The following is a 24,899-nucleotide window of genomic DNA, read 5'->3' as shown; positions in this document are numbered from 1 at the left end:
CACTAGAAGATCCGATAATTAGCAAATCGATAGGCCATCGTATAAGTCAAAATAACCAGGATGAAGCTCACGACGGAATTAAGCAATCCGATCGCGGTTGCCATCTCATACTGGGCGGACATCAGCCCTGAGCGGTACACATACGTATCAATAATATCGCCGGATTCCATGACCAGTACGTTGTACATGTTGAAGACCTGGTCGAAGCCCGCATTAAGTACACCGTTAAGACTAAGTGTAGCAAGCAGCGCGATGGTCATCGCAATACCCGGCAATGTAATATTCATTAGTTTTTGGAAACGTCCTGCTCCGTCAATTTCAGCCGCTTCATACAGCGAAGGGTTGATGTTGGTGAGAGCCGCTAAGTAGATAATCGTAGAGAAACCGAACTCTTTCCATACGTTGGATGACACGATGATCGTGCGGAACCATTCATTGCTCCCGAGGAACATTTGCGGATCCAAGCCAAACCAGCTGTGCAGCACCCAGTTAACGGGACCGCTAAGCGAAAGCACATCTTTGAGAATACCGGCTACGACTACCCATGACAGGAAGTGAGGCAGATAGACGACGGTTTGCACGGTGCGTTTAAACCAGCGCAGTCTTATTTCATTGAGCATCAGTGCGAAGATGACCGGCACAATAATGAGGGTAATGATTTTACCGAACGAAATAATTAAGGTGTTGCGCAAAATCGTGGCGCTTTCCGGGTTGTCGAGCACGAAGAGAAAATGCTTGAAGCCTGCCCACGGCGAGCCCCAGATTCCTTTGGTAGGCACAAAATCTTTGAATGCCAATACGATGCCTGACATCGGATAGATTTGAAAAATCAAGACCAATGCGAGTGCAGGCAACAGCATGATATGAAAATGTATGGATTCCTTCTGCCACAGCTTTGCCATCTCTATAATCCTCCCATCCCGCTTAGGAAACGAAAGGCGTTAACCGTTAGGATTAACGCCTTTCCTTCACCATCCGCTTGAACTTGCCTTAGTGCGTTTTTGTATATTCCGCGTTTACTTCTTCCGTGATCTTCTCGCCGCCCAGCTTGTTCCACTGCGTTACGAAGTTGTCGAATTCCGAAAGATCCTTCTTGCCCATGATGATTTCGAGGAACACTTTCGTTTGCAGGTCAGTAAGCGTCGTGTTGCTTTGTTCCATGGTTGGTGTTGTGCCAGTGAATTCGTTGAATACGTTGTTAAGCTTGTTATGCGATACTACGCCGTTACCTTCCATCCAAGCCAGGAACGTCTTGTAGTTGTTCAGGTCTTTCTTCGGATTGTCCTTCTCGGATTTCACTTGATCGAAGATCGGTTTCTCCGCGATATCAAGAATGCCTTCTTGTGCCGTACCAGCGAAAATCTCATCGAATTTCTTAACCGTACGAGCTGTTGTATCCGGGAATGCCGGGGAAATTTGCGCGTTCAGACCCCATTGGTTTCTAGTCGAATCGCTTGCTTTGTAGATGCCTGTCGTTTCAAGCTCAAGCAGCTCAGGAATTTTCTTCGTCGAGTTTGCTTTCATCGTGTTCATGATTTTCACGGCAAGCTCCGGGTGTGCATAGCCTTTCTTAACAACCATGAAGGAATTGGAGTAGAACTCGTTACCTACGTTAACATGGTCGCCTGTCAGAATCGGATAAGCTTTCCACTCGCCTTTAGGGTTGTTGTCGATGGCACCGCCGATTGGCCAGTACGGGTTCCACCACATGCCCATCATCATACCAGCACGGTCGCTAACCAGGAATTCAGCTGTCTTGTTACCGTCACGAAGCGCGAATTCGCTGTCGATCGAGCCTTCTTTGTACATTTGCGCCAATTTGCCAAGCGCTGTTTTCATTTCAGGCGTTGTCGATCCGTAAACGAGCTTACCGGAAGCGTCTTTGACCCACATGTTCGGGAACGCGTTCTCTGCCCATACGAAACCTGTCAACGTAAACGGATCGTTGTTGAACAATTGAGCGCCTTGCACAGCCAGACCAAGCGTATCTGCTTTGCCGTTGCCGTCCGGATCTTGCTCTTTGAACGCTTTGGCAACAGCCATCAGCTCATCCGTTGTCGTAGGAGCTTTCAATTGCAGCTTGTCCAGCCAATCTTGGCGAATCCAAACCATCTGTGCGTTGTTCATATCGTTAACGCTTGGCAGGCCGTACAGCTTGCCGTCGAACGAGGCGTTCTCAAGCGCTTTGTTGTCTACCGATTTATTAACTTCCTTCACCGCGTCGCTTGCATACTGCTCATAAACCGTAGTCAGGTCTTCAAGCATGCCTGCATCGTACATCCGCTTCAGCAGTGTTTTTGCAGGAGTCTTGTCGATGTTCTCTACAACGAAGATGTCCGGCAGATCGTTGCTTGCGATCATGAGGTTGAATTTATTGGAGTAAGCCGATCCATTCGCTTCCCAAAGCGGCGTGGATTTTACGTTAAGGGATGTTTCCAAGTAGGACTTGTATTTATTGTTTTCGAAGGATTCCCCTTCAGGGAACTTCTTTGCTGCCTCAGGGTTGTTGTTTACGATTGTCGTAAACTCAACGGTTTCTTCGTATTTGCCAAACGGATCCGCTTTCTCTACCGGCGTGTTTGCCGGTGCGTCCGCTTGTGTGTTATTCGAGTTGTTCGAGTTTGCGGTCTCGTTTGTTTTATCTCCGCAAGCGGTTACAACAAGCATTAATGCTACTGCCGACAACAATGCTGCCTTTTTCAATGCTACCCCTTCTTTCGGCTGTTTAATGTTATTTGGTACATGACCATCATACCGCCGCATCAAGCCGAATCGTGAGAGAATCGGGACTTATGCACGGGAGAAGAACGTCTGCCTATCGGACAACATTGTCGACGCCAGACGACTTTTTTCTCACCTGCATTCGTTTTTTTTCTACCTTACCGCCGTAATTGACGTTCTCTGAACTCCGATGGCACCATGCCGGTTTGCAGCCGGAATATCTTACTGAAGTACTTCTCATCTTGGAAGCCTGTCTTCTCCGCGATCCAATAGATCGGCATATCTGCATGCCGGACCAGCATCTGCTTGGCTTTCTCCAGCCGCGCTTCCTTAACCGCTTCATGAAAGGACTTGCCGATGATCTCTTTGAATATCGTACTGAAATAGCTCTGGCTGAGATTCACTTTCGCGGACAGCTCCGTACGATTGGCGCTTTCACCTGAATCCGTATGCAGCATCTCAAGTGCACGCATGATCGCGATAAACACATCGTTCGAGAATCCGCGACTTCTGGCGTACTGCGTGATGCTTATTGACGCTTGCTCGAACCAGCGCTGCCATTCAACAAGCGTGGTGAAAGCCGCTGTCGCCATGCGCCAGTCCGGCCACAACCGATTGTTGACGGCGATCAAATCCCAAGCGGCCGCCAATTCTTCGAACATCGTCACGACGCTGCGATAGGAAGGCTTGTTATCGCGGATAGCCAGCAGCAAATCCTCGAACTCTTTCTTATCAAACAACCAGCGCTGATTGCGCCAAGCTTGCCGGATATCGGCAGGCACATCCATCGTGCTTGGCTTCTCGCCGATGAGCTCCGAAAGGGAAACGATATATTCATCGTTTGCATAGGACTCATAAAACATGCGTTCCTTCAGCACCGGAAGCCAATCCGAAGTTCTCGGCTTATCCGGCCAATTCGTTACGCGCGCGTAACAGAGTTTGTCCGCTTCGCCTTCCCTTTCGATCCGAGACAGCAGCGCATCGATTTCGGAACTGGTTTTGCCGGGAACCATCCAGATCGAATCTTGAATTTGAACGGCGCCTTCCAAACCTGCCGGTCGTGCTCGCGGTGTAACCCGCTCCGGTATCATAACGACCAGAGACTCTCGGGATTCAGCCTGCTTCGCCTGCCCGGATGCTTCAGCCGGACCGCCTTGTGCTTGCTCCGCCGCGATTCGCTCGGATATGCGCAGCAGCATTTCTTCGAGCACATTATCGGCAATGTCGGTCTTCACGACATAATCGATGGCGCCGAGGCGCATCGCATCCTGCAGAAAATGAAAATCCTGATGACAGGTCAGCACAACGGTCCGTACCGCGGGGTGACGCTCCTTAACAATGCGCATTAATTCAAAACCATCCATGACCGGCATCGTCAAATCGGTCAGCAGCAGGTCGATCGGTACCCGATCGATAATGTCGAGCGCGCTCTCCCCATTGTCAGCCTCAGCAACAATTTCAAAACCGCATTCCTTCCAAGGAACGGTAAAGACCAATCCTTTGCGGACCAAATGTTCATCGTCTACGATCAATGTCCTAATCATCCCACACCTCCTTCACCGTGATCGGCAGCAGCAGCCGCATTTCCGTACCGACTCCGATCGTGCTGGTTACCTCGAGTCCATACGGATCACCGTAGTACATTTTCACACTATTATTGACAAAATTAAGCCCAATCCCAAGACCGACCTTACGGCGGTTGGGGTCATTGGAATGAAACAGCTTCTCGATAACCTCCTGCGACATGCCTTCCCCATTGTCCTTCACACTGATGAACAGATGCTCTTCGTCTGCCCTGCTTACCCTTACGGTAATCGTGCCATCCTTTTGCTTGAAACCATGATAAAGGGCGTTCTCAACAAGCGGCTGCAAAATAAACCGAGGCATTTCAATCGCGCTTGTCCCCTCGTCTACCTCGATCTCCACGTTAAACTTATGGTTGTATCTGATTTGCTGCAGCTCCATGTAGTCTTTGACTGTCTGGATTTCATCGCCGACGGTGACAATCTTGCCTTCCTTGCCCAGATTGTAATTGAGCACGCGCGTAAATATCATCAGCAGCCGGACAATTTCGTCCTGACCGTTAATGCGAGCGAGCCACTGCGCCGTATTAAGCGTGTTATGGATAAAATGCGGGTTCATCTGGTACATGAGCTTCTCGACTTCGAGATGTCTTTTCCGCGATTCCTTCTGTTCGATCTCTGACATCAATTCGCGAATGCGCTGGCGCATCTCATAGAAGTGGTACAGCAGCTCGTCAAACTCCTTCATATGAAGGGAAACCGGCGGCTCATTGAAGCGGTTCTCGCCAAGCAGCTTGAACTGCTTCCGAATGCGCTGCAGCGGTCCATAGATCATGCTCCAGATGATCCAACCAATGACTAAACCGATCACAAGCGATAGAATGCCAATAGCTGCGAAGCGCTTCAGCCAAGCGTTCATCTCTTTATGGTAGTCATGACGGTCAATCACGACTGCGACTTTAATGCCAAAGTTGCTTGAGGTTTCAAAGAAGACAAATCGATCTCCGAGTCGATCTTTAATGGAGGTGATATCGGCACCAATCGGGAACTCGGTGTCTTCCTGACTGTTATAGATAATGTGGTCTTTCGCATCCAGCATCAAATGCCGTACAGGCATCCCATAGGGATCATTGTTGAACAGGCTCGTGATTGCCGAAACATTCGTCTCAATATAGACATAGATCGGCACGGTGCTCTTGTCACCGGAGCTCGTTTCCGTTTGCCGCATAATCGAGAAGACGGAATTGCGGCTGTTCGTATATAAGGTGCGATGCGGGCCGTGAATCGTAAAATTGGTCGTATTCTGGTTGATCTTCGCAAAGTCGTTTATGTCGAGCTTGGGGTTGATATATAAATTCTCAAACAGAAACTGCTTCGTATCGGGCAAATAATAGGTCGTTAACCCGAGCAGCGGGTTCGTGTAATTAATCAAGGAGATATAATCCTCGATTTCATCGGCTAATTCTTTGCGGTCGAGCGGATCGGCTGTCGTCAGGTAGCTCTTAAGGTCTTTGCCGACCTTCCCTTCGAAAGCGAGCTGGCGGGAGGAGTAATCCAAGTTGCTTAATATGGACTCGATCCCTTTGCGCTCTTGCTCCAAGCTCTTCTCGACTCCTTTCTCCACCTTGTTCTGAAGCACATTGTAGATTCCATAGAAGGAGATGAGTCCAATTAGGGTCAGCGGAATAATAACGGACAGCGCCAGCATGGCGAACAGCCGGTGCTTCAGTGTATAAGGCAGCAGATCAAGCTTGCGTTTCGAGCTTCGAAATGTCATAACGTCCTCCTTCAAATAAGAAAACCTCCATGCACGCAAAGCATCAGCTTTACGAACAAGGAGGTGAGGATGAGCTTATGGTTGATCCGCTCTGCCATTGCTGCTTGAAGGGGCTCCTGATGCTTCAACTATTTTACATCTAGTTCATGCATTGAACAACTCCGACAGCTTCGGTAATGAAAGTATTTGCAGGCGAGGAATCATTTATACTTACGTCCTGCTGCGTATGGGCTAGTTTAGGCTGCTTCCGGCTTTCCGCTTCACCGTTCCCGATCTGGTCGCCGGCAGGCTGATGCCGATCAAACCCATGAACATCAAACAAGCGCCAACGAGTTGTCCGGAATAGACAGGCTCTTGGAAAAATAACACGCCGGACAAAGCTGCCGCAAGCGGCGTCAAATACCGATAGAAGCTTGCCTTTGCTGCGCCGATCTGAGGCATGGCTTTATTCCACAGGAGGAAGCAGATGATCGTGATGACAAAAATATTGCATGCAAGCGCCCCGATTGTTGACCAGCCCATCCCGGTCCAATCGGTTGCTCCCCAAGCTTTGGTTGTAAAAGGCAGCATAAACAAGGTACCGAAGCTGAACATCCAAGTGGTCATCCGCAGCGCCGAATATTTCTTGAGGATCGGTATACAGGCTGCAGAGTAGAATCCACCGCAGATGCTAACGGAGAACGCAAGCAAATTGCCAAGCAGCAGGTCCGAATCCAGCGAGAAGCTGCCCCCTGCCAAGATGACCAGAATGACGCCCAGCATCGATACCAAACCGTATCCGATCAGCGATCGCCTGATGCGCTCCTTCGTAAAGATCGGCGCAAAGATCGCCGCGAAGATCGGCCATGGCGCGATGCTTAGAATAGACGAATTCGCGAGCGTCGTATAATCGATGGATACCACCACGAAGCTCTCCAGCATGGTTGTGCCAATGATTCCAAGAGCAACGAATTTCCACAGATCGCCCGGGCTAATGCCAACGCTGCCTTCCTTCCATCTGAGAAGGCCGAACATAAGTATTGCGGACACGCCGAAGCGCAGAACCAAGAATAGCATCGGATCGAGCGACTCCAAACCCACCCGTACGACTGCATAATTAAGCCCCCACAGAAACGCGATAATACCAAGTAGAAAATATGCGCTCACGCCTTGTCTACCAAGCGGAGCAAGTGCTGCCTTTGAAGGTTTCAACCGCTTCATCTCTCCCGTCGCCAATCGTCCCACTTATTGTAGGTCATCCCCTCCTCCCCTGCCAATGTCAAAAGCAAAGAGGAGATGGCCGGCTGCAACAGCTCAGCAATCTCCTCTTCTGGTGAACTCTGTGATGAATAATCCCGGCGCCGCTTCCACGTCTCGAACTTCCTCGAAGCCAAGCTTAGCGTACAGTCGTTTCGCCGGTGTATTCGCGGCTCCCGTTGCTACGATGAACGAGTTAGCCTGACTCCGAAAGGCTTCCAGGACAAATCGGACGAGCCTTTCGCCGATTCCTCTGCGGAAATAATTCGGATGGACAACGAGTCGATGGATATCAACTACGCTGCCATCCTCCTCTAATTTAAAGGAAATCGCGCCGGCCAATTCCTCTTCGACATCGCAGCCGAAGAAGGTTTCTTGGCATTTCCCAAGCTTCTCAATCGTGTCATGAAGACCGGGAATGCCATCGAAGCCGATAAGCTCGGCTTCGATTCGGTAAGAAGGCAATTGAACATCCAGGAACTGCTGCGCAACGGATGGATTCGTGAGATCGAGCTGCTTGATCATAGCGTCGCTTCCAACACGCTTTCTTGTGCCCCTGCTTCGTCATCCTTCTTCGTCACCAGCACTTCCTTCTTCAAGAGCCAGCAGATCAGGAAGGATACGATAGCGAGTACGAACGAGATCCAGTAGAGATGCGTAAATGCGTCGGCGAAGACAATTTTGATTTGTTCGAGCAGCGTAGGATCGATATCTTGGGGAATCGCCCCCGTCGAGATATCGCCCAGCTTTGCCGCTTGATCTGCCGTCATGGAACCGGCCAAGCCCTTCAGTCCGGACGTGACATTAGCGGCAAGTACGGAGCCGAACAAGCTGAAACCGATGGTCATTCCGATGGATTGGAAGAGCGTTACGGATGATAGCGCAATCCCGCTGTGCTCCTTCTCAACCGATTCCTGTACGATCAGCTGATTGCCGAACAACGTACCGAAACCGAGTCCGAGAATAATGAAGTAAATGACGAAAATGTAAATCGGCGTATCCACATGCGTCGTCGACAGGAGATAGAAACCGATGACCGGAAGAATAAACGAAATGCCATAGATGTTGCGGTAAGGAAATTTGGTCATCAACCGGCCTGCTACTACGCTTGCCGCGATCGCGCCCACCATGAGCGGAAGCGTCAGGTAGCCTGCCGCCGTAGGCGTCAGCCCCAGCACGTTTTGCGCAAAGAACGGGAACGAAGACAGTGCGCCCATTACGGCAAGGATGAAGACGAATACGAGCGATGACAGCACGACGAAATTGCGGTTTTTGAAGAGATGAAGCGGCAGGATTGGCTCCTTCGCCTTGGATTCCACGAAAATGAACAATCCAAGCAAGAGCACTCCGACTCCCATGAGACTAAGCATGACAGGTTCTGTCCACGCATAGCCCTCTGTCTGATGCAGCACCGGTGTTAGCAGCAAACTGACTAACGCGGCAACCAGAATTATGGCCCCGTACCAATCGACGCTGACTTTGCGCTCCACCCTCGTTTCCTGAAGTCCGAGCGATAAGATGAACGCAGCCAGAACGCCGACCGGAATATTCACGAGGAAGATCCAGTGCCATGAAATATGCTCGGCAAAATATCCCCCGACAAGCGGTCCGAGCAGCTGCGGAATAAACATGACAGCACCGAATAACCCTTGAATCTTGGCCCTTTGTTCAACCGGGAACGTATCGCCGAAGATGACCATCGCCAGCGGCATGAGTCCCCCTGCGCCAATCCCTTGAATCCCCCGTCCAATGAGCAGCACCTCCATCGATGGCGCCAGGCCGCTAATAATGGAGCCTCCAATGAATAAGCCCATGCTAAGTAAGTAAATCTTCTTGCGTCCGTACAAATCGGCCAGCTTGCCGAGTACGGCCATAAAGGAAGTCATGGCGAGCATATAGACCCCGCCAACCCAGCCATACAGCGCTAATCCGCCCAGATCGCGGATAATCGTGGGCATCGCCGTCGAAACAACCGTTTCGTCAAGCTCTGCGAAGATGACCCCGATCATCAACCCGATCAAAATTAATGTTTTATTGCTTTCTTTTTGCTTCAAAGCCGTTAAGCCCCCTTTTCTTGATGTTCATGTTCCATCGTAATCCATCTTTGTGAACGGAATATTAACAAAAGACACCAGCTCATTATACATTATAAAACGACCGGACTTCCTCCGCCTCACGAAGGATGTTCCGGTCGTTTTATAGGATGCCGTTTTAAGATTTGGAATATAACGTAGGGAAAAATTCTTCGTTATCGAATTTCATTCCGGGAATCGGGCGCGCACTTAAGTGAATCAGATTAGGGTGACGTTGACTGTGCTCACGGAAGTACGTATGGCCCGGCATCAAATGCGCAACGACAGATAGCCTTGGATCCGGGCTGTAGTTGGTACTTGAGCCATGGAAGGTGAGCGCATGATGGAAGCTAGCCTGCCCAGCCTTCAGAATACACGGCTCCTCAACCCAATCCCGCGTTGCAAACTTCGCCTTCAGCTTGCCCATGTCTTGATCGAAGAACGTATCGCTGCCTTCTACCGCTCCCCACTTATGCGAACCGAGAATCGTCATCATCCCGCCGTTCGTCATATCCGTATCTTGCAAAGCGATCCAAACGGTACACATATTGGCCGTGCTGCTGCAGCGCCAGTAACCGTAGTCTTGATGCCAGCCTACATTTCCCGCGGACGTTTCTTGACCGTTTGTGCCCGGTTTATAAATAACCTGGTCATGCCACAGCCGAATCGATTCCTCATCGAGAAGCTCGGCAGCCATTTTACCTAAGTTGCGGTCGGTCACGACGGAGCGGATCTCATCGTTAATCCACCAACCATTGTCGAATTTACGCAGTGCGAACGGATTCTCCTGCATGTGGAAGTGGTGCATTGGCATGCCATGGCCGTCATATTTTCTGCTCCATACTCGTTCATGTGCATCACGCAGCCGTGCAATTGTATCATCATCGATCAGCTTTGGACTGATCCAGTAGCCATCAGTATTAAAGCGTTTCTTATCCTCTTCGGTAATGTTGTAATCAATAACTCCCATTACGTAAGACACCTCTTTCACTCTCATCATAGTTGTTGCAACTGCTTTCATTGTAGAGCATGGCCGCTGTCGTTGACTTCCGAAAACCTATCAAATAGGATTAGAAACATAAGAGATAATTAGACACGAATGGAGCTGCGATTCCCTATGGCTAAAGTCAGAAACGATGCGGTTCGCTGGGAGATAAACGATCACGCCGCCAATCGTCGGATCGACTTTCCCGAGCTAATGATGCTGGGCTATGACCGTTTCCAGGAAGCCTCCCCGCTTGCGGATCATCAACACGATGGCTGCTACGAATTTGTGTACGTCGATAATGGCCGGGTAACGTGGGAAGTCGATGGCGATTACTATCCCTCCTTTACGGGACAAATCTTCCATACCCGCCCCGGAGAATGGCATCGCGCACGACTGAATTTTATAGAGCCGTGCAGTATCTGGTGGTTCATCTTACGCGATCCCGCCGACTATCCGGGCTGGTTGTCGTTCAACGATGAAGACCGGCATCAAATCCATCAAGCCTTGCAGCAGCTGCCCCGCATTGTTTCCGTAGACAGCCGCGTGCGCGAGCAATTCTACAAGCTCCGCAGCCTGCTGGAAGCAGAAGAACACAGCGCGGCGTTCCGCGTGCGTCATCATCTGGTCGATATTCTGCTGCAGCTGCTCTATCCGCCTGCCGCAGCCCGTCAACTTCCGCTCGATCTGAAAGAATCGATGCTTGCGCTTACCGCCCAAATCGACGCCGCACCCGAGCGTCGCTGGAGCAACAAGGAGCTCGCCGCACTCGCAGGCGTCAGCGAGTCGCACTTCTATCGGCTGTTTCACAATTTGCACGGCCAATCGCCGGCCAACTATATGGACCGTATACGAATCAACCGAGCCTGCGAGCTGCTTCGTCAGCCCGGCGCCAACGTGACGGCAGTCGCGCTCGACCTCGGCTACAAGACCAGTCAGCATTTTGCGACGGTGTTTAAGAAATATATCGGGGTGTCGCCTTCCAGCTGGCGTTCGTCCTCCTAAATGGGAGAGCTTGGCGCTGCCAATGAGGCCTCTGTGGCTGTGTGGAAAATTCCGGGTCTCCCTCGATTCGCCGTAATCGAGTATAATGAAGGCTTATTGTGTGCATTTCAACAGGAGAACAACAGGAGAACCCATCTATGCGTATACTTAATCAATACCCGAAGGAAATCAAAGTTTTTCTTGCTGCCAGTCTGATTAATGCGATCGGAAGCGCGCTGATGTGGCCGCTTGTGACGATGTTTGTCTTCGATGAGCTCGGACGCAGCATGACCGATGCCGGATTTGTCATTCTCATTCAATCGATCGGCGGTATCGCCGGACAGCTGCTCGGCGGCGCGCTTTATCACAAAGTCGGCGTGAAAAAGCTGATCATCGGCGCACTCGCTCTAAATGCGGCAGGTTTACTGTTGCTTCCGGTGCTTAGCCATAATTGGCCTGTCTTTATCGCGATGATGGGGCTGATCGGATTGTTCAACGCACTGTCGATGCCGGCCATTCAAGCGTTCATCGGCTTCCGCTTCGCGGATCGGCGTGGTGAGCTGTTCAACATCGTCTATGTCGCAAACAATATCGGTGTTGCAATCGGAACTGCGCTAAGCGGCTTCCTTGCCGACATTTCCTACTCGCTCAGCTTCTCGATGAACGGCGTAACGTCGGCTATCTTCGCCATCTTCTTCTTGTTCTACTTGAAGCAAGTGGGAACTGGCAGCGATACGGCAGCGGTGAAGATGAAACGGCTGTCTCCCCAAAATGAAAGTGTTTGGGCGCTGCTCCTGGATGTGCGGGTCTATCTGTTCATGGCGGTTGGCGCCATGCTGCTCAATCTGGGCAACAGCATTTGGAATACCGGGGTCTCCCCGTTCATCATCAGCGAAGGGCTTCCGAAGCAGATGTTCGGCTACCTCTGGACGCTGAACGGCATTCTGATCTTCGTCGCACAGCCGCTGATCAGCCTGATCAAGCGGTTAGCCGCTCAAACCATAACGGCTCAGCTGACAGCCAGCGCCTTGTTCTATTTATCCGGATATGCTGCCATTCTCATGTTTCACAGCTTCCCGGGTATGGTCCTCGGCATGGTGCTCACCACCTTCGGCGAGATGCTGATCGCGCCGGCCATTCCCGCATTCCTAAGTGAGAACGGCGGCAAGCAAGCTCCGTTCTACCTCGGAATTGCCGGCGGCATCGGCTCCGCGGGGCGTGTCCTCGGTCCATACATGATGGGCCATCTGTACGATATCGGCCAATTGACGCCGGTAGCTTGGCTGGCTGTCATTACTGCGACTGCATCGGCGCTATTCTTCGTTATTCACTCGCTGATTAATCAGCGATGGATGAAGAAACAAGCGGCGACTGAAATGCAGCAAAACACAGCCACAGTATCCCGTTAAGCGATTGGAAGCTGGGAACACGGTTATCCGTGCGCTCAGCTTCTTTTTTTGGTCTAAAATCGCCGCTCCCTTATTCTCGTCTCCAGCCTTCCACTCCGATAATGACCATAGAAATAGTTGCTACCGTCTCTCAAACTAACCCATCTCGAGCCCTTTGCACTCTGCCTGGCCCCGCTCGTTTCTCAAACTAACCATCTCGAACCCTTTGCACTCTGCCTAGCCCCGCTCGTTTCTCTAACTAACCATCTCGAACGCCTTTGCACTCCACCTGGCCCGCTCGTTTCTCTAACTAACCATCTCGAACGCCTTTGCACTCCACCTGGCCCGCTCGTTTCTCTAACTAACCATCTCGAACCCTCACAAAAGAAGTGTACATAGTAAACCAACTCCATCACGTATTCCACACACTACCCATATTAAGCTTTCCGATCGATAATCTAAACAACAATGGGGGGTTAGGCGTGTTGCCGGAGCAGGGATTTGAGGTTAGTTGAGATGTCGAAAGTTCCATTTGGCGACTTTCAGCTGCCGGAACGGGAGATTTGAGGTTAGTTTGGACGCTGAAAGTTCAATTTAAGAACTTTCAGCTGCAGGAACGGGAGGATGGAGGTAAGTTTGGATGCTGAGAGTTCGCTTTGGAGACTTTCAGCTGCCGGAACGGGAGATTGGAGGTTAGTTTGGACGCTGAGAGTTCGATTTGAGAACTTTCAGCTACCGGAATGGGAGGATGGAGGTAAGTTTGGACGTTGAGAGTTCGATTTGGAGACTTTCAGCTACCGGAATGGGAGATTGGAGGATAGTTTGGACGCTGAGAGCTCGATTTGGCGGCTCACTGCTGCTCGCCTCGAATTCTAACGAATCGTAGAAGCCTTATTTCGCCGAATTTCATGCCTCCGAAAATCTAACGAATCGTAGGAGCCTTATTTGGGGTGAAACGGCTCCAAAATACGCAAAAACCGTTAAATAAGACCTCTACGATTCGTTAGAATTTTTTCAACGTTATTTCGGGCCAAATAAGACCTATACGATTCGTTAGAGCATCCTGCTTGTGAAATGGAGGGAGTGAGGCGGTCGCGGCGGCGGGGTTGGGGTTGGGGTTGGGGTTGGGGTTGGGGTTGGGGTTGGGGTTGGGGTTGGGGGTGGGGTTGGGGTGGGGGGGGGGGTTGGGGTTGGGGTTGGGGTTGGGGTTGGGGTTGGGGTTGGGGTTGGGGTTGGGGTTGGGGTTGGGGTTGGGGTTGGGGGCGACTATGAGTGGTGGCGGGGCGCGCACGTCAAACCGCGAACACAAACACACAAAAAAACGGAGCAGTAATAAAACCTGCTCCGTTCCCAACCTTTACAAATCCAATTCTTTTTCAATCTTACGACGCTTACCTGTCAATTCATAAATGACCGGTACCACGATCAGTGTCAGCAGCGTCGACGTGGTCAAACCGCCGATTACGGTAATCGCAAGACCGCCTGAGATCAGGCTTGTTGTCGATTCCGAGAGCGCCAGAGGCACAAGCGCCAGGATCGTTGCGCATGCCGTCATCAGAATCGGTCTCAGCCTTGTTTTCGAAGCTTCAACCAGCGATTCGCGAAGCGGAATGCCTTCCTTGCGGTTCTTCTCTACGCGGTCAAGCAATACGACTGCGTTGGTTACTACGATACCTACGAGCATCAGCATCCCGATCATGGAGCTCATCGATAACGATTGGCCTGTGATCAAAAGCGCACCCAAGGAACCAACCGGTACGAAGAGCAACGAGGAGAGAATGATCAGCGGCGTCAACAATCCGCCGAAGGTCATGCTCATCACCAAGAATACAAGACCGATCGCTGCTGCCATCGCAATACCGATGCTTTGGAAGCCGCTGTTGATCATATCCTGGCCGCCCCCGATTTTCATTTCTACATTGCTTGGCAGCGACAGGCTGTCGATATCGTCCGTGATCGTTTTCGTTACGGCTGCCGTCTTGTCGGCTTCCTTCACGTTGCCCGTCACTTTCGCGGACATTTTGCCATCCTCATGATTGATCGCAATCGGAGCAATCGTTTCAGTCAGCTCAACGAGATCCTTCAGCTGCTTCATGCCGGCTGCAGTCGGAATCGTAATAGCTTCCAGCTGCGCCTTGGATGTAATTTGCTGCGCATAAGACATCGTAATATCCCAGTTCTTGCTGTCAAGCACGTAGCTGCCTACATCCGTCGGACGCAGCTGCTCGTTTACGGCACCCATGATTTGGAACGCAGACACGTTCAAATCCTTAGCGGTTTGATTCAGCGAGATGACCCATTTTGGCGTCGTTTCCTTCAGGTTATTCGTAACATCTTTCATATCCGTATTCGCGCTCATCAGCTTCTCAATTTGCTGCGAAGCTGTCGTGAGGGCAGCCATATCCTCGGAATACAAGCTCACTTCCACGCTGGTACCCGTTGGCGGGCCGTTCTGTTCGCCTTCTTTGACATTAACCGTGGCATCAGGTACATCTTTGGCCAACAGCTCTTTCAGATCCTTGCCGACATCGTCCATCATCGTGTCCATCGGCGTTCCTTCTGCGAATTGAACCGTGAATGCGGCTCTGTTCGAAGTGGAACCGATTTGGATGAACGGATTATCCGCTCCGCCAATGGAAGCCTGATAATTGTCGACGCCTTTCAGATCCTTCAAGTAACCTTCTACTTTCTCTGCAGCCTCATTCGTTTGCTCAATGGTGCTTTGCGTTGGCAATTTCAATTCGATGCCGATCGAAGGCACGGAGCCTGCCGGCAAGAACGCTACGCCAAGCAATGGAATCGTTCCGAATGAACCGATCAAGATCACAATGGAGGCGATTAACACCAGTACTTTGCGTTTAAGCGCACCACGGATCAGTTTCTCGTAGAAATCCATAAACTTGCCGCCTTCTTTATGCGGCTTGATGTGGTTAAAGAATTTCGCGCCCAGCACCGGAATGAGCATCATCGCAACCAGCAAGGAGCTGACGATCGAGATAACAACCGAGATTGCGAAAGGACGGAAGAACTCACCAATGATCCCGGTAACAAAAGCAAGCGGTAAAAACACGACTACTGTTGCAATTGTGGAGGAGCCCACAGCGCCGATAACTTCCTTGGTCGCTTTGTAGGCAAGCTCCTTGCCGTTCATATCGCGGCCCTTCTCTTGACGCCATCTGTAGATGTTCTCAATAACAACGATACTGTCATCCACAATCCGACCGATCGATACCGCGATACCGCCGAGCGTCATAATGTTCAGGGTATAACCCATTTCGTTCATTAATGCAATCGTTGCGAAAATGGAGATCGGCAGCGAGATGATCGAAATCAGTGTTGCCCGTATATTGCGTAAAAACAGGAATATAATGATGACACAAAACAGCGCACCGTACAGTCCTTCGCGAATTAGCGAGGAAACCGACTTCTTGATTTCAGCGCCTTGGTCTTGAATCAGGTGAATATCAAGGTTGGCTTTAGTCTTGTAGGTTTCCAATACGTCTTTCACTTCATCGGATACTTCTGCTGTATTGGCATCCTGCGTCTTCACGATTTGAACGACGAAACTGGCTTGGCCGTCAAAACGAGTGATTTCATTCTGCGTGGAGACCGTAGTGATCTTAGCGACATCCGACAGTTTGACCTTCGCCGCAGGTGCTTGTCCTCCTGCACCAGGTGCTCCCGCACCTGCTCCGGCGCCAAGGCCTGCTCCGGGGCTTAGTTCAAGATTATTGATTTGATCAAGCTGAGATAGCTTACCGACAAGACGAATCGGAATCGATGTGCTGTCTTGACTTACCGAACCAAGCGGAAGCGCATAGTCCAGCTGCTGGATCGCCGTTTGGATCGCATTTAGCGAAATGCCGTGCTGCGCGGCTTTATCTTTGTCGACTTCGATGCGAAGCTCTTGCGATACGACGCCTTTCAGCTCAACGGCGCTAACGCCGGTAACCTTCTTCAGCTTCGGCACGACTTGCTCTTCAAGCACCTTCTGCAAGGCAGCCGGATCGTCCTTCGACGAGAAGATGGCCGCTTCATAGATCGGCGCCGCGTTAATATTCAGACGTTGAATCGTTAATTTGGCTTTCTCGGGTGTTTGAAGCTTCGCAATTGCCGCCTCAATATCCTTTACTTTATCATCCATGTTCGTTCCGAACGGATACTGCAGAATGACGCTTGCGGAATTCTCGGAAGTGGTGCTCGTTAAGGCATCATATCCTTTGAGCCCCTGTAAGCTTTCCTCAACAGGCACCGTAATCTCGGACTCGATTTCTTCCGTTGAAGCTCCCGGATAGACGACTTGTACGAATACGGCCGGGAATTCCACGTCCGGGAAGGTTTGCTGCTTGATCTGGGTGGCGGAGAAGAAGCCAAACCCGAGTACCATCAAGCAGAGAATAACGACTGCTACACTGTTCTTTAGACTGAATCGACTTAACCAACTCATGAATGTTATCTCTCCTCTTTCTCTATCTAGAGGTCAGTATACAGGAGAAGTTTGAACTGAATATGTACTGGACATTACAAATCACGATACATGGCCATCAGCATGCAGCGGCAGTCGCACCGTAAATACCGTTTCTACGCCCGGTGCGCTTGAGACCGTGATCTCGCCATGATGCAGATCGACAATTCGTTTCACAATTGAAAGACCCAGTCCATTTCCTTTAACAGCATAATCCCTGGATTGATCCACTTTGTAAAAAGGGGTGAATATGCGCTGCTGCTCCTCCGGCGGAATTCCTTTTCCATGGTCTCGTACCGTTATTACAGCCAGTTCGCCGACTTGCTTCAGCGTGATTTCAATGCAGCTTGCATCCTGTGAAAACTTGATACTGTTGCTAATCAAATTATGCCACACCTGATCCAAACTATCCTTGTCCCCGTGGATGGTCAAATCTTCAAGCTCCAGCTCGAATTCGATCCCTCGAACGCTCCACTGCGGCTCGCTTGCAATAATGATGCGGCGAATTTGCTCGTCCAGCCGATAATAGACGGGATGTACCGGACCTTGATCCTGCTGCAGGACGGATAACCGCAGCAAATTCGCGCTCAGCCTTGCGAGCCGCTGACTCTCCTCTTCGATAATGGTCAAGTAATGCTGGCGCCCGGCCTCATCCATCGGTTTCGTCCGCAGCGCCTTCGAGAATCCGGTAATGGATGTCAGCGGCGACTGAAATTCATGCGCGACATTGTTTACGAAGTCGGATCGCATCTGATCCAGCATACGGAGCGACTTCGCCATCTCGTTGAAGCTGGCGGTCAGAGCGCCGATCTCGTCCTTGCGTTTGGTTTGGAGCTTGATGCCGAAGTCGCCTTGCGCCATCCGTTTCGTCGCCCGTGTCAAACGCTGCAGCGGCTTGACGATGAACCGCGAGGCAAGCAGGATGAGCAAACTTCCCGTCGCGAGCACGCTGAATAGAACGGTTAACATCACGCGGCGGAAGACGTCAAGCAAGTCATTTAGCTCCGGAGAAATAAACAACGCATAGGGACGATCGCGGAATTCAAACGGCAGCCCGATCAATGTCGTCTCCGGGCCATGTTTATCCTCTTGATTCGCTAGTAAAGTACCTCTATAGATGCCGCCTTTAATGACATGTCCGTATTGTGCGGGCGTAATCGAGAACTGAGCCTTGGGATCGATTTCACTGCCGTATTTGACGGAAGCGCCCCGTTCGTCGACTATTTTCACTTTAAAGACCGGAATCAGCACAATGTTGCTCGTGACTTCATCCAGGCTGGCGGCAGATTGCGCTTCGGGCGCTTTCTGAATCATCATAATGATGCGCTTGCCGCTTTCGATCAGCTGCTCTTCCCCCAGCTCTTTAATACTGTTGCTATATAGCCTTGTAGCCAAGAAGAAGCCAAAGATCAAGCTCGCGATGACGACTCCGACGAAGACTAATACCGTTCGCACATAAAGCGACTTAATCATTCAGCACCTCGAGCCTGTAACCGAGTCCGCGAAGTGTCACAATTCGGAACGTAGTTTCATATTCTGCAAAGCGTTCCCTTAATCGTTTGATATGTACATCCACCGTTCGTTCGTCACCCTCATACTCGAATCCCCATATCTGCTCAATCAACGTCGCCCGCGTAAACAATTGCCCCGGATGGCTCGCCAATTTATACAGCAGCTCGAATTCTTTCATCGGTATGGTGACGGCCGTGTCCGTATCTTTATAAATGACTTGATAGCCGATCCGGTCGAGTACGATGCTCCCGATGGCGACCATCTGGGAAGAAGTAATCCTATATCGCTTCAGCAGCGCTTTGACCCGGACCACCAGTTCCATCGGGTCGAACGGTTTCGTTAAATAATCGTCGGTACCCAGCTGGAACCCTTTGATTTTCTCCTCGGATTCCCCTTTGGCCGTAATCATGAGAATGGGCATATCGCCTGATTCCCGCAGTTTCTTGCACAATTCATAGCCATCCATGCGCGGCATCATAATGTCCATAATGACCATGTCCACGGGATTCTCCTTGACATATAGCCAGGCTTCTTCGCCATTTGCGAATTCCACTATTTCGAAACCCTCGTCGCTTAAATAAAGCCGGACCAATTCTCGGATATGTACATCATCATCGACTAGAGCAATTTTAACCATTCCTGAACCGCCTCACGTTTTTGTATGCTTTTGGTGCTTGCATCCGCAACCACAATATCTTATTATTACAAGATTGCTAGTAGAGTTGCTAGAGTGCCTACAAGCTTTTTTTCAGGGGAGGATCCAATGAAACGTTTTTTGCCACTGATCAGTATGCTCATTTTTCCGGTAATGGGCTGGCTGTATGCTTTAACGAATCGACCCGGCGCCCAAGTCTACAGCTTGGTGACTGATCTGGATCGAGCGATTCCGCTCGTTAAAGTGTTCGTCCTGCCCTATTCGGTTTGGATTTTTTATATTTATTTGTGTTTGATCTATTTCTTTATCAAAGACCCCGCCGTATACAGGCGCTCGCTTATTACCTATGTGGTTTGCGCGCTGATCTGTTACGGAATCTATCTTGTCTTCCAAACGACTGTCCCTCGGCCTGAACTGGTCGGGAATGATCCGTTTACCCGCCTGCTGGGTTATGTATACGGGCGAGATGAACCATTCAACTGCTTCCCGAGCATTCACTGCTTCTCCAGCTACATGGTGATTAAAGCTTTGTATACCAGCAGCTTCCGCAATCGAATCAATCAGACACTGATTTACGGTATGTCTTCGCTTATTATTGTCTCAACCTTCTTTGTCAAACAACATGTCATCTTTGATGCATTCGCCGGCATTATTCTTGCCGATGTCGTCTACCGACTCGTCATGATGATCGAGCGCACCGCTACGGTTCGCAAGCCTAAACCAATGACGCAGCGCGCAAATATGTAAACGAGCAAAAAGCTGCTCCCCATCGTCTAATGACGCCGGGGAGCAGCTTTTTGAATTAGTCGCCGTTTAGTGTCCCATCATCATAGCAGGATCAACCTGCTCGGCACCTGCAATGTCTTTCTGCGGCTTCGGTTTGCGAAGCAGAAGGCTGAACAAAATACCAAAGACGGTCAGACCAAACGATAACATAAAGGTATCGCTGTAGGCATTAACCGCAGAATCGATCGGATTGCCGCCGGCCGTCATATGATCGGTGACGCGGGTTGTCATATAGCCAGTAAGGCCGGCAACCGCGAAAGAGGTAACCACTTGCTGCGCTGCCGTCGTAAGCGGCGTAACACGGGAAACGAGATGACGCGGCGCGGAGTTAAGCACGTGCGTGTTCAAGGACATCATCGATAACCCCATACCCGATCCGATCATGAAGAGCGGGATAATGATCATAATCAGCTTCGTATCCACGTTGATGTTATGAAGCATGAACATCGCTCCGCCAACGAGCGTAAGACCGACCAATGCAAGCGGACGAGCACCGATCTTATCAAACAAACGGCCGCCAATCGGCATGAAGAGCATCGAACCGATTGCTTGCGGAAGCATAATAACGCCCGTTTCGAGCGGAGAATAATGACGAATGTTTTGCAGGAATACCGGCATGAGAATCATGGCGCCGAACAAGGCGATTTGAACGATCCACACCAGCAATGTGCCGCGTGTAAAGTCGGACGAACGGAAAACGCGCAATTCGAGAAGCGGTTGTTTGTGACGAAGCTCCACGATAATGAACAACAGTAAGGCAATGCCGCCGACGATCAAACCGGTCAGTGTATTATCCGCTGTCCAGCTTGTGCGGCCGCCTTCGCTAACCCCGTAAGCGAGCGATGCAAACGCGATTGGCGCTAGAATCATCCCAATGATATCTAGGGCAGGCGCTTTGTTCTGCTCGAAATTCGGCAGATATTTGATGCCGACGATCATGCCGACGATACCGATCGGCAGGTTAATCAAGAAAATCCAGTGCCAAGAGACCGCTTCGATCAGCCAGCCCGAGAGAATCGGTCCAAGTGCCGGCGCAAGCAGCATGGGGATTCCCAGCATCCCCATGACCGAGCCGCGTTTCTCCTGCGGTGCGAGACGGAAAATGATCGCCATACCGATTGGCATAACCATACCGCCGCCTAGCCCTTGAATGACGCGGAACGCGATAAGCTGTTCAACCGTTTGAGCAGCTCCGCAAAGCACGGAACCGATCGTAAATAACGCAATCGTAATCAAGAATATACGTTTAGACCCGAACTTATCGGTCATCCAGCCGGCGAGGGGAATAACGGCGGACAAGGCCAGCGTATAGCCGGTAAATGTCCATTGAACCGTGTTGATGGTCGCATCGAATTCGGTCTGGAATTTCGCCAGCGCTACGTTCACGACGGTGCTGTCCAGAATGACCATGATCATCCCGACGATTACTGCCATTAGCGGTGCGATGATGGCTCTGATCGAAAACTCGGATGATGATGTTGTTGCTGTTGGTGATGACATCGTTCTACCTTCTCTCCATAAAATCCTTATTGTAAATACTGTGACCGATCGTTTTTATTGAAAACCGATTGGTCACGATATATAATATTCTCAACACCGGACAGTCACTTGTCAATCTTTTTCTGAAAAGAGGAGCGCTTTTGAGCTTGCTTAGAGATAAAATCATCGGATCTGCGATGCGGATATTTGCACAGAAAGGCTTTGCCGCTACTTCCATTCAAGATATTGCGAACGATTGCGGAATAGCTAAAGGGTCTTTATATAAGTTTTTTGCTTCCAAAGAAGATTTGCTCGTGGAGGTCTATCGTCATCGCATCCAACTTATGTTCGATCAAGTAGATCGCATTAAGGCAGATGCAACGCTTTCGCCTAAAGCGCGTTTCGTGCAAGAAACATTGAACCAATTCATCAGCTTTAAAGAATTCAAATCCAGTATAAAAGACTTTTATGAACTGAAGATTAACGATACCGGTGTTTTTGCAACATTTGTTCAACAAATTCGTTCACAAATGTTTGTCTACTTGGAGGAAAGTCTTGTTCACGCGTACGGTCCGGTCATCGATAAATATAAATGGGATTTGATTGCGCTCTACATCGGTATAATTAAGGAATATATGGTGATGACGGAGCTGATAAGCAGTCCTTTCGATTATGAACAAATGGCGGCTTTCGTTGTCGATCGCATGGACGAAATGGTTGCAGGCCTTCTTCAATCGAAGAGTGCGCCGATACTGGAGTCGTCCGTTATGACGCAATTTGTTGCATGCGGGATGAAGGGGACTGCCGTCCCTGCGGAGGAACAGCTGGGAGAAGGGCTCAACAGACTGCTAAGCACCATTCAGGAGCTCCAAGCTACGAACGCGAGAAAGACGGAGCTGAATGATGCGGCCATTCTTCTGCAGGAAGAAGCGGACGCGGACAAGCCCCGAATGGTGCTTGTCCGCGCGCTTATCGGTCTATTGCACTCCCAACATGAATTAACGGCCATTCTGGGACAGCTTGAGAAACTGTTCGAATTGAAAGCCGCTTCTTAACACTGGGTACTGTCTATTCGGCTTAATATTGATTCGTCAAACTAACGAGATTGCGCATCGACTCTCCGTCGCCCCTCAGATAAACGCCAAGATTATGAACCAGAATATCAACCGCTCGGTCGGTGTAATAGATCGAGTTGCCGGAATTGTGCGGCGTAAGAATGACATTCTCGAGCTCCCACAGCGGATGAGCAGCCGGCAGCGGCTCCTGCTCGAACACGTCCAGCCCTGCCCCGGCAATAATGCCGGACTGCAGCGCTTCCACCATATCTTCCGTTACGACCGTCTGTCCGCGGCCGATGTTAACGAAGAATGCGGAAGGTTTCATCTGCTTAAATTTCGCAAGGTCGAACAAATGGTGCGTATCCTTGGTGATCGGCAGCGTGACCACGACATAATCGCTTTCCTGCAGCACGGTATCCAGTCCGTCGGAGCCGTACATCTGATCTACAAACGGGGATGGCTTACCGGAATTGCGAACGCCGAGTACACGCATATGAAACACCTGCGCAAGCCTCGCAAGCTCCTCGCCGATCGCACCAACGCCGACGATCCCGAGCACTTTGCCGTGAATTTCGCCTAAACCGCCGAGCCAGTCCCACTTCTTCTCCACCTGATTGCGCATCGTCAAATGCAGCTTGCGCGTGAAGCTCAGCATCATGCCAAGCACGGTTTCCGAAATTCCGTTCGCATGAACGCCGCTTGCATTCGTCAGTGTTACTCCATGCGCCGCAAACGCTTCGAAAGGCATCTGCTCCACGCCAGCCCCCCAAGCCTGCACCCAGCGCAGCGAAGTGCCCGGCCGAAGCGCGCTTGCAGCCGCTTGATCATCCCAGCCTGCTACGATCTCCGCCTCAGCCAGATGAGCCGACATCCCCTGTTCATCCGCATCACCGCCAAATACAAGCTTAAATCCCGGCGCAGCCTCGCGAATTCGTTGTCTATGCTTCGCTTCCAAATCATAGACGCATACGAGCTTCCTCTTCATCTATAGCCACTCTCCCTCATGTTCACCTATATCACAAAGAAGAAGCCCGTACCAGCCCAATTGGACGGTACGGGCTTCTGCCTATGCCTAGCAGAATGCTCCATACGAAGCTTTGGCTCGAAAGGAAACCAATCTGCTTACAGTTTTACTTCCGATCCTGTACGAGCCGATTCATAGATCGCGGACAAAATTTTGATCATGTCTACGCCTTGATCGATGGTGAAGATCGGTTTCTCGCGGCCTTGAATAACATCGACGAAGTGATACAGGTTTCCGCCGTGTCCGCCGTTGTCTTCGCCTACGTGAGGAACCATGTCCGTTACGACGCCTTGGTCTTCGCCGAAGATGCCAAGCTTGCCGTTGCTGAACTTGAAGCCGGCTTTCGTACCGCGCAGCTCAACGAAGTTCTCTTCTTGCTCGATGTTCGAAGCCCAGCTGAACTCGATTTGAAGCGATGCGCCGTTGTCGAAACGGATAAAGCCGATTGCCAAATCTTCAACGTCGAACGTGCCTTCGCCTTCGGATTTGGAACCGAATTTGCTATGCTCAGAGCCGGCGATATCTTCCGCATCGGCGAATTTCGTGTACGTAGCGCCCGTTACCGATACCGGCTTCGGATTGCCCATGAACCAGATCGACAAGTCGATGAAATGAACGCCCAGATCGATCAACGGACCGCCGCCGGACAATTCTTTCGTTGTGAACCAGCCGCCTTTACCCGGAATACCGCGGCGACGTGTCCAACCGCAGCGGCCTGCATAAGCTTCGCCCAGGTTGCCTTGGTCGATCCAGCGTTTGATGTACTGGGAAGCCGGACGGAAACGGTTGTTACGCATAACCATCAGCGTTTTGCCGCTTTTCTCAGAAGCTTCTTTCATGCGAAGCGCTTCTTCCGGATTGACGGCATCCGGTTTTTCGCAGAATACATGTTTGCCGGCTTCAAGAGCCGCAACCGCGATTTCGGAGTGGAACAGATTAGGTGTGCAAATATCGATAATGTCGATGTCCGCAATCGCGATTACATCGCGGTAGTCGCTGAAAGCTTGCGGAATGCCGTGCTGCTCTGCAGCTGCTTGCGCTTTCTCCAGATCGATATCGCAGATTGCGACGATTTCAAGCTCCGGGTGGTTTTTCAAAGGCTCGGAATGCGCCCATTGGAAAATACCGCCCGCACCGATTACGCCAACTTTAAGTTTCTTCGTCATCAATAACATCCTCTCTCAAGTTGAAAGTAACAGGCTCCGGCCGAGCGGCCGGAGCGCTGCAAATGGTC

At 50.7% G+C, this 24,899-nt stretch carries 18 protein-coding genes; 4 read left to right on the top strand and 14 right to left on the bottom strand.

Going from position 1 to position 24,899, the window contains the following annotated elements:
* Positions 1 to 2: 2 nt before the first annotated feature.
* The 8 genes from BM412_RS03560 to BM412_RS03525 all read right to left on the bottom strand — a co-directional run bounded on the left by BM412_RS03560 (position 3) and on the right by BM412_RS03525 (position 10,299).
* Positions 3 to 902, bottom strand: a complete 900-nt coding sequence (locus tag BM412_RS03560) for an ABC transporter permease (protein WP_091214048.1) — start codon at positions 900 to 902, stop codon at positions 3 to 5.
* An 88-nt stretch (positions 903 to 990) separates the two neighbouring features.
* Complete coding sequence (locus BM412_RS03555) at positions 991 to 2,703, bottom strand: extracellular solute-binding protein (RefSeq protein WP_177245643.1); 1,713 nt, start codon at positions 2,701 to 2,703, stop codon at positions 991 to 993.
* A gap of 176 nt (positions 2,704 to 2,879) precedes the next feature.
* The gene (locus BM412_RS03550; protein ID WP_091214042.1) at positions 2,880 to 4,265 is read right to left on the bottom strand and encodes a response regulator; all 1,386 of its coding nucleotides are present in this window, start codon (positions 4,263 to 4,265) and stop codon (positions 2,880 to 2,882) included.
* Entirely contained in the window at positions 4,258 to 6,021 is a 1,764-nt protein-coding gene (locus BM412_RS03545; RefSeq protein ID WP_143111557.1) for a sensor histidine kinase, read from the bottom strand. The genes BM412_RS03550 and BM412_RS03545 overlap by 8 nt, the downstream gene beginning before the upstream one ends.
* A 231-nt stretch (positions 6,022 to 6,252) precedes the next feature.
* Complete coding sequence (locus tag BM412_RS03540) at positions 6,253 to 7,212, bottom strand: DMT family transporter (RefSeq protein WP_177245642.1); 960 nt, start codon at positions 7,210 to 7,212, stop codon at positions 6,253 to 6,255.
* Between the two features lie 102 nt (positions 7,213 to 7,314).
* Positions 7,315 to 7,782 carry a GNAT family N-acetyltransferase gene (locus BM412_RS03535; protein ID WP_091214033.1) on the bottom strand — a complete coding sequence of 156 codons (468 nt, stop codon included), beginning with the start codon at positions 7,780 to 7,782 and terminating at the stop codon, positions 7,315 to 7,317.
* On the bottom strand, positions 7,779 to 9,311 hold the full coding sequence (locus tag BM412_RS03530; protein ID WP_256256097.1) for an MDR family MFS transporter: 1,533 nt from the start codon (positions 9,309 to 9,311) through the stop codon (positions 7,779 to 7,781). Before BM412_RS03530 ends, BM412_RS03535 begins: the two co-directional genes overlap by 4 nt.
* Before the next feature lie 157 nt (positions 9,312 to 9,468).
* Positions 9,469 to 10,299, bottom strand: a complete 831-nt coding sequence (locus BM412_RS03525; protein ID WP_091214031.1) for a phytanoyl-CoA dioxygenase family protein — start codon at positions 10,297 to 10,299, stop codon at positions 9,469 to 9,471.
* Between the two features lie 147 nt (positions 10,300 to 10,446).
* Between BM412_RS03525 and BM412_RS03520 the strand changes: the two genes are divergently transcribed.
* Together BM412_RS03520 and BM412_RS03515 are read left to right on the top strand one after the other, a co-directional pair.
* Positions 10,447 to 11,319, top strand: coding sequence for a helix-turn-helix transcriptional regulator (locus BM412_RS03520; protein ID WP_177245641.1), 873 nt, complete (start codon positions 10,447 to 10,449; stop codon positions 11,317 to 11,319).
* Positions 11,320 to 11,456: 137 nt separating this feature from the next.
* Positions 11,457 to 12,707, top strand: coding sequence for an MFS transporter (locus BM412_RS03515; RefSeq protein ID WP_091214028.1), 1,251 nt, complete (start codon positions 11,457 to 11,459; stop codon positions 12,705 to 12,707).
* A gap of 1,336 nt (positions 12,708 to 14,043) precedes the next feature.
* On the opposite strand, the gene BM412_RS03505 is transcribed toward BM412_RS03515, so the two are convergent.
* The 3 genes from BM412_RS03505 to BM412_RS03495 all read right to left on the bottom strand — a co-directional run bounded on the left by BM412_RS03505 (position 14,044) and on the right by BM412_RS03495 (position 19,300).
* On the bottom strand, positions 14,044 to 17,133 hold the full coding sequence (locus BM412_RS03505; protein WP_091214027.1) for an efflux RND transporter permease subunit: 3,090 nt from the start codon (positions 17,131 to 17,133) through the stop codon (positions 14,044 to 14,046).
* Between the two features lie 81 nt (positions 17,134 to 17,214).
* Positions 17,215 to 18,624: a sensor histidine kinase gene (locus BM412_RS03500; RefSeq protein WP_091214025.1), complete on the bottom strand. Its 1,410-nt coding sequence runs from the start codon at positions 18,622 to 18,624 to the stop codon at positions 17,215 to 17,217.
* A complete protein-coding gene (locus BM412_RS03495) occupies positions 18,617 to 19,300 on the bottom strand; it encodes a response regulator transcription factor (RefSeq protein ID WP_091214023.1) in 684 nt (227 codons plus the stop codon). The genes BM412_RS03500 and BM412_RS03495 overlap by 8 nt, the downstream gene beginning before the upstream one ends.
* A gap of 126 nt (positions 19,301 to 19,426) precedes the next feature.
* Between BM412_RS03495 and BM412_RS03490 the strand changes: the two genes are divergently transcribed.
* Positions 19,427 to 20,065 (top strand): phosphatase PAP2 family protein, encoded by a 639-nt coding sequence (locus BM412_RS03490; RefSeq protein WP_177245640.1) that lies wholly within the window; start codon positions 19,427 to 19,429, stop codon positions 20,063 to 20,065.
* A 66-nt stretch (positions 20,066 to 20,131) separates the two neighbouring features.
* On the opposite strand, the gene BM412_RS03485 is transcribed toward BM412_RS03490, so the two are convergent.
* Positions 20,132 to 21,604, bottom strand: coding sequence for a DHA2 family efflux MFS transporter permease subunit (locus BM412_RS03485; protein ID WP_091214017.1), 1,473 nt, complete (start codon positions 21,602 to 21,604; stop codon positions 20,132 to 20,134).
* A 140-nt stretch (positions 21,605 to 21,744) separates the two neighbouring features.
* Between BM412_RS03485 and BM412_RS03480 the strand changes: the two genes are divergently transcribed.
* Positions 21,745 to 22,638, top strand: a complete 894-nt coding sequence (locus tag BM412_RS03480) for a TetR/AcrR family transcriptional regulator (RefSeq protein WP_091214015.1) — start codon at positions 21,745 to 21,747, stop codon at positions 22,636 to 22,638.
* Positions 22,639 to 22,660: 22 nt separating this feature from the next.
* Here BM412_RS03480 and BM412_RS03475 read toward each other — a convergent pair whose 3' ends face one another.
* On the bottom strand, positions 22,661 to 23,626 hold the full coding sequence (locus BM412_RS03475) for a D-2-hydroxyacid dehydrogenase (protein ID WP_091214012.1): 966 nt from the start codon (positions 23,624 to 23,626) through the stop codon (positions 22,661 to 22,663).
* A gap of 137 nt (positions 23,627 to 23,763) precedes the next feature.
* Positions 23,764 to 24,831 (bottom strand): Gfo/Idh/MocA family protein, encoded by a 1,068-nt coding sequence (locus tag BM412_RS03470; RefSeq protein ID WP_091214010.1) that lies wholly within the window; start codon positions 24,829 to 24,831, stop codon positions 23,764 to 23,766.
* Positions 24,832 to 24,899 lie beyond the last annotated feature (68 nt).

Source organism: Paenibacillus sp. BC26 (assembly GCF_900116125.1).
Classification (GTDB): domain Bacteria; phylum Bacillota; class Bacilli; order Paenibacillales; family Paenibacillaceae; genus Paenibacillus_Z; species Paenibacillus_Z lignilyticus.
Note: the sequence above shows the minus strand (reverse complement) of the source record. Positions and strands in the feature narration are given on the sequence as shown.

Excerpts from the sequence above, each read along its gene's own strand:
- BM412_RS03475 (WP_091214012.1), bottom strand. The coding sequence starts at position 23,626 with ATGAAGAGGAAGCTCGTATGCGTCTATGATTTGGAAGCGAAGCATAGA.
- BM412_RS03560 (WP_091214048.1), bottom strand. The coding sequence starts at position 902 with ATGGCAAAGCTGTGGCAGAAGGAATCCATACATTTTCATATCATGCTG.
- BM412_RS03470 (WP_091214010.1), bottom strand. The coding sequence starts at position 24,831 with ATGACGAAGAAACTTAAAGTTGGCGTAATCGGTGCGGGCGGTATTTTC.
- BM412_RS03520 (WP_177245641.1), top strand. The coding sequence starts at position 10,447 with ATGGCTAAAGTCAGAAACGATGCGGTTCGCTGGGAGATAAACGATCAC.
- BM412_RS03505 (WP_091214027.1), bottom strand. The coding sequence starts at position 17,133 with ATGAGTTGGTTAAGTCGATTCAGTCTAAAGAACAGTGTAGCAGTCGTT.
- BM412_RS03525 (WP_091214031.1), bottom strand. The coding sequence starts at position 10,299 with ATGGGAGTTATTGATTACAACATTACCGAAGAGGATAAGAAACGCTTT.
- BM412_RS03495 (WP_091214023.1), bottom strand. The coding sequence starts at position 19,300 with ATGGTTAAAATTGCTCTAGTCGATGATGATGTACATATCCGAGAATTG.
- BM412_RS03550 (WP_091214042.1), bottom strand. The coding sequence starts at position 4,265 with ATGATTAGGACATTGATCGTAGACGATGAACATTTGGTCCGCAAAGGA.
- BM412_RS03545 (WP_143111557.1), bottom strand. The coding sequence starts at position 6,021 with ATGACATTTCGAAGCTCGAAACGCAAGCTTGATCTGCTGCCTTATACA.
- BM412_RS03500 (WP_091214025.1), bottom strand. The coding sequence starts at position 18,624 with ATGATTAAGTCGCTTTATGTGCGAACGGTATTAGTCTTCGTCGGAGTC.
- BM412_RS03535 (WP_091214033.1), bottom strand. The coding sequence starts at position 7,782 with ATGATCAAGCAGCTCGATCTCACGAATCCATCCGTTGCGCAGCAGTTC.
- BM412_RS03485 (WP_091214017.1), bottom strand. The coding sequence starts at position 21,604 with ATGTCATCACCAACAGCAACAACATCATCATCCGAGTTTTCGATCAGA.
- BM412_RS03515 (WP_091214028.1), top strand. The coding sequence starts at position 11,457 with ATGCGTATACTTAATCAATACCCGAAGGAAATCAAAGTTTTTCTTGCT.
- BM412_RS03490 (WP_177245640.1), top strand. The coding sequence starts at position 19,427 with ATGAAACGTTTTTTGCCACTGATCAGTATGCTCATTTTTCCGGTAATG.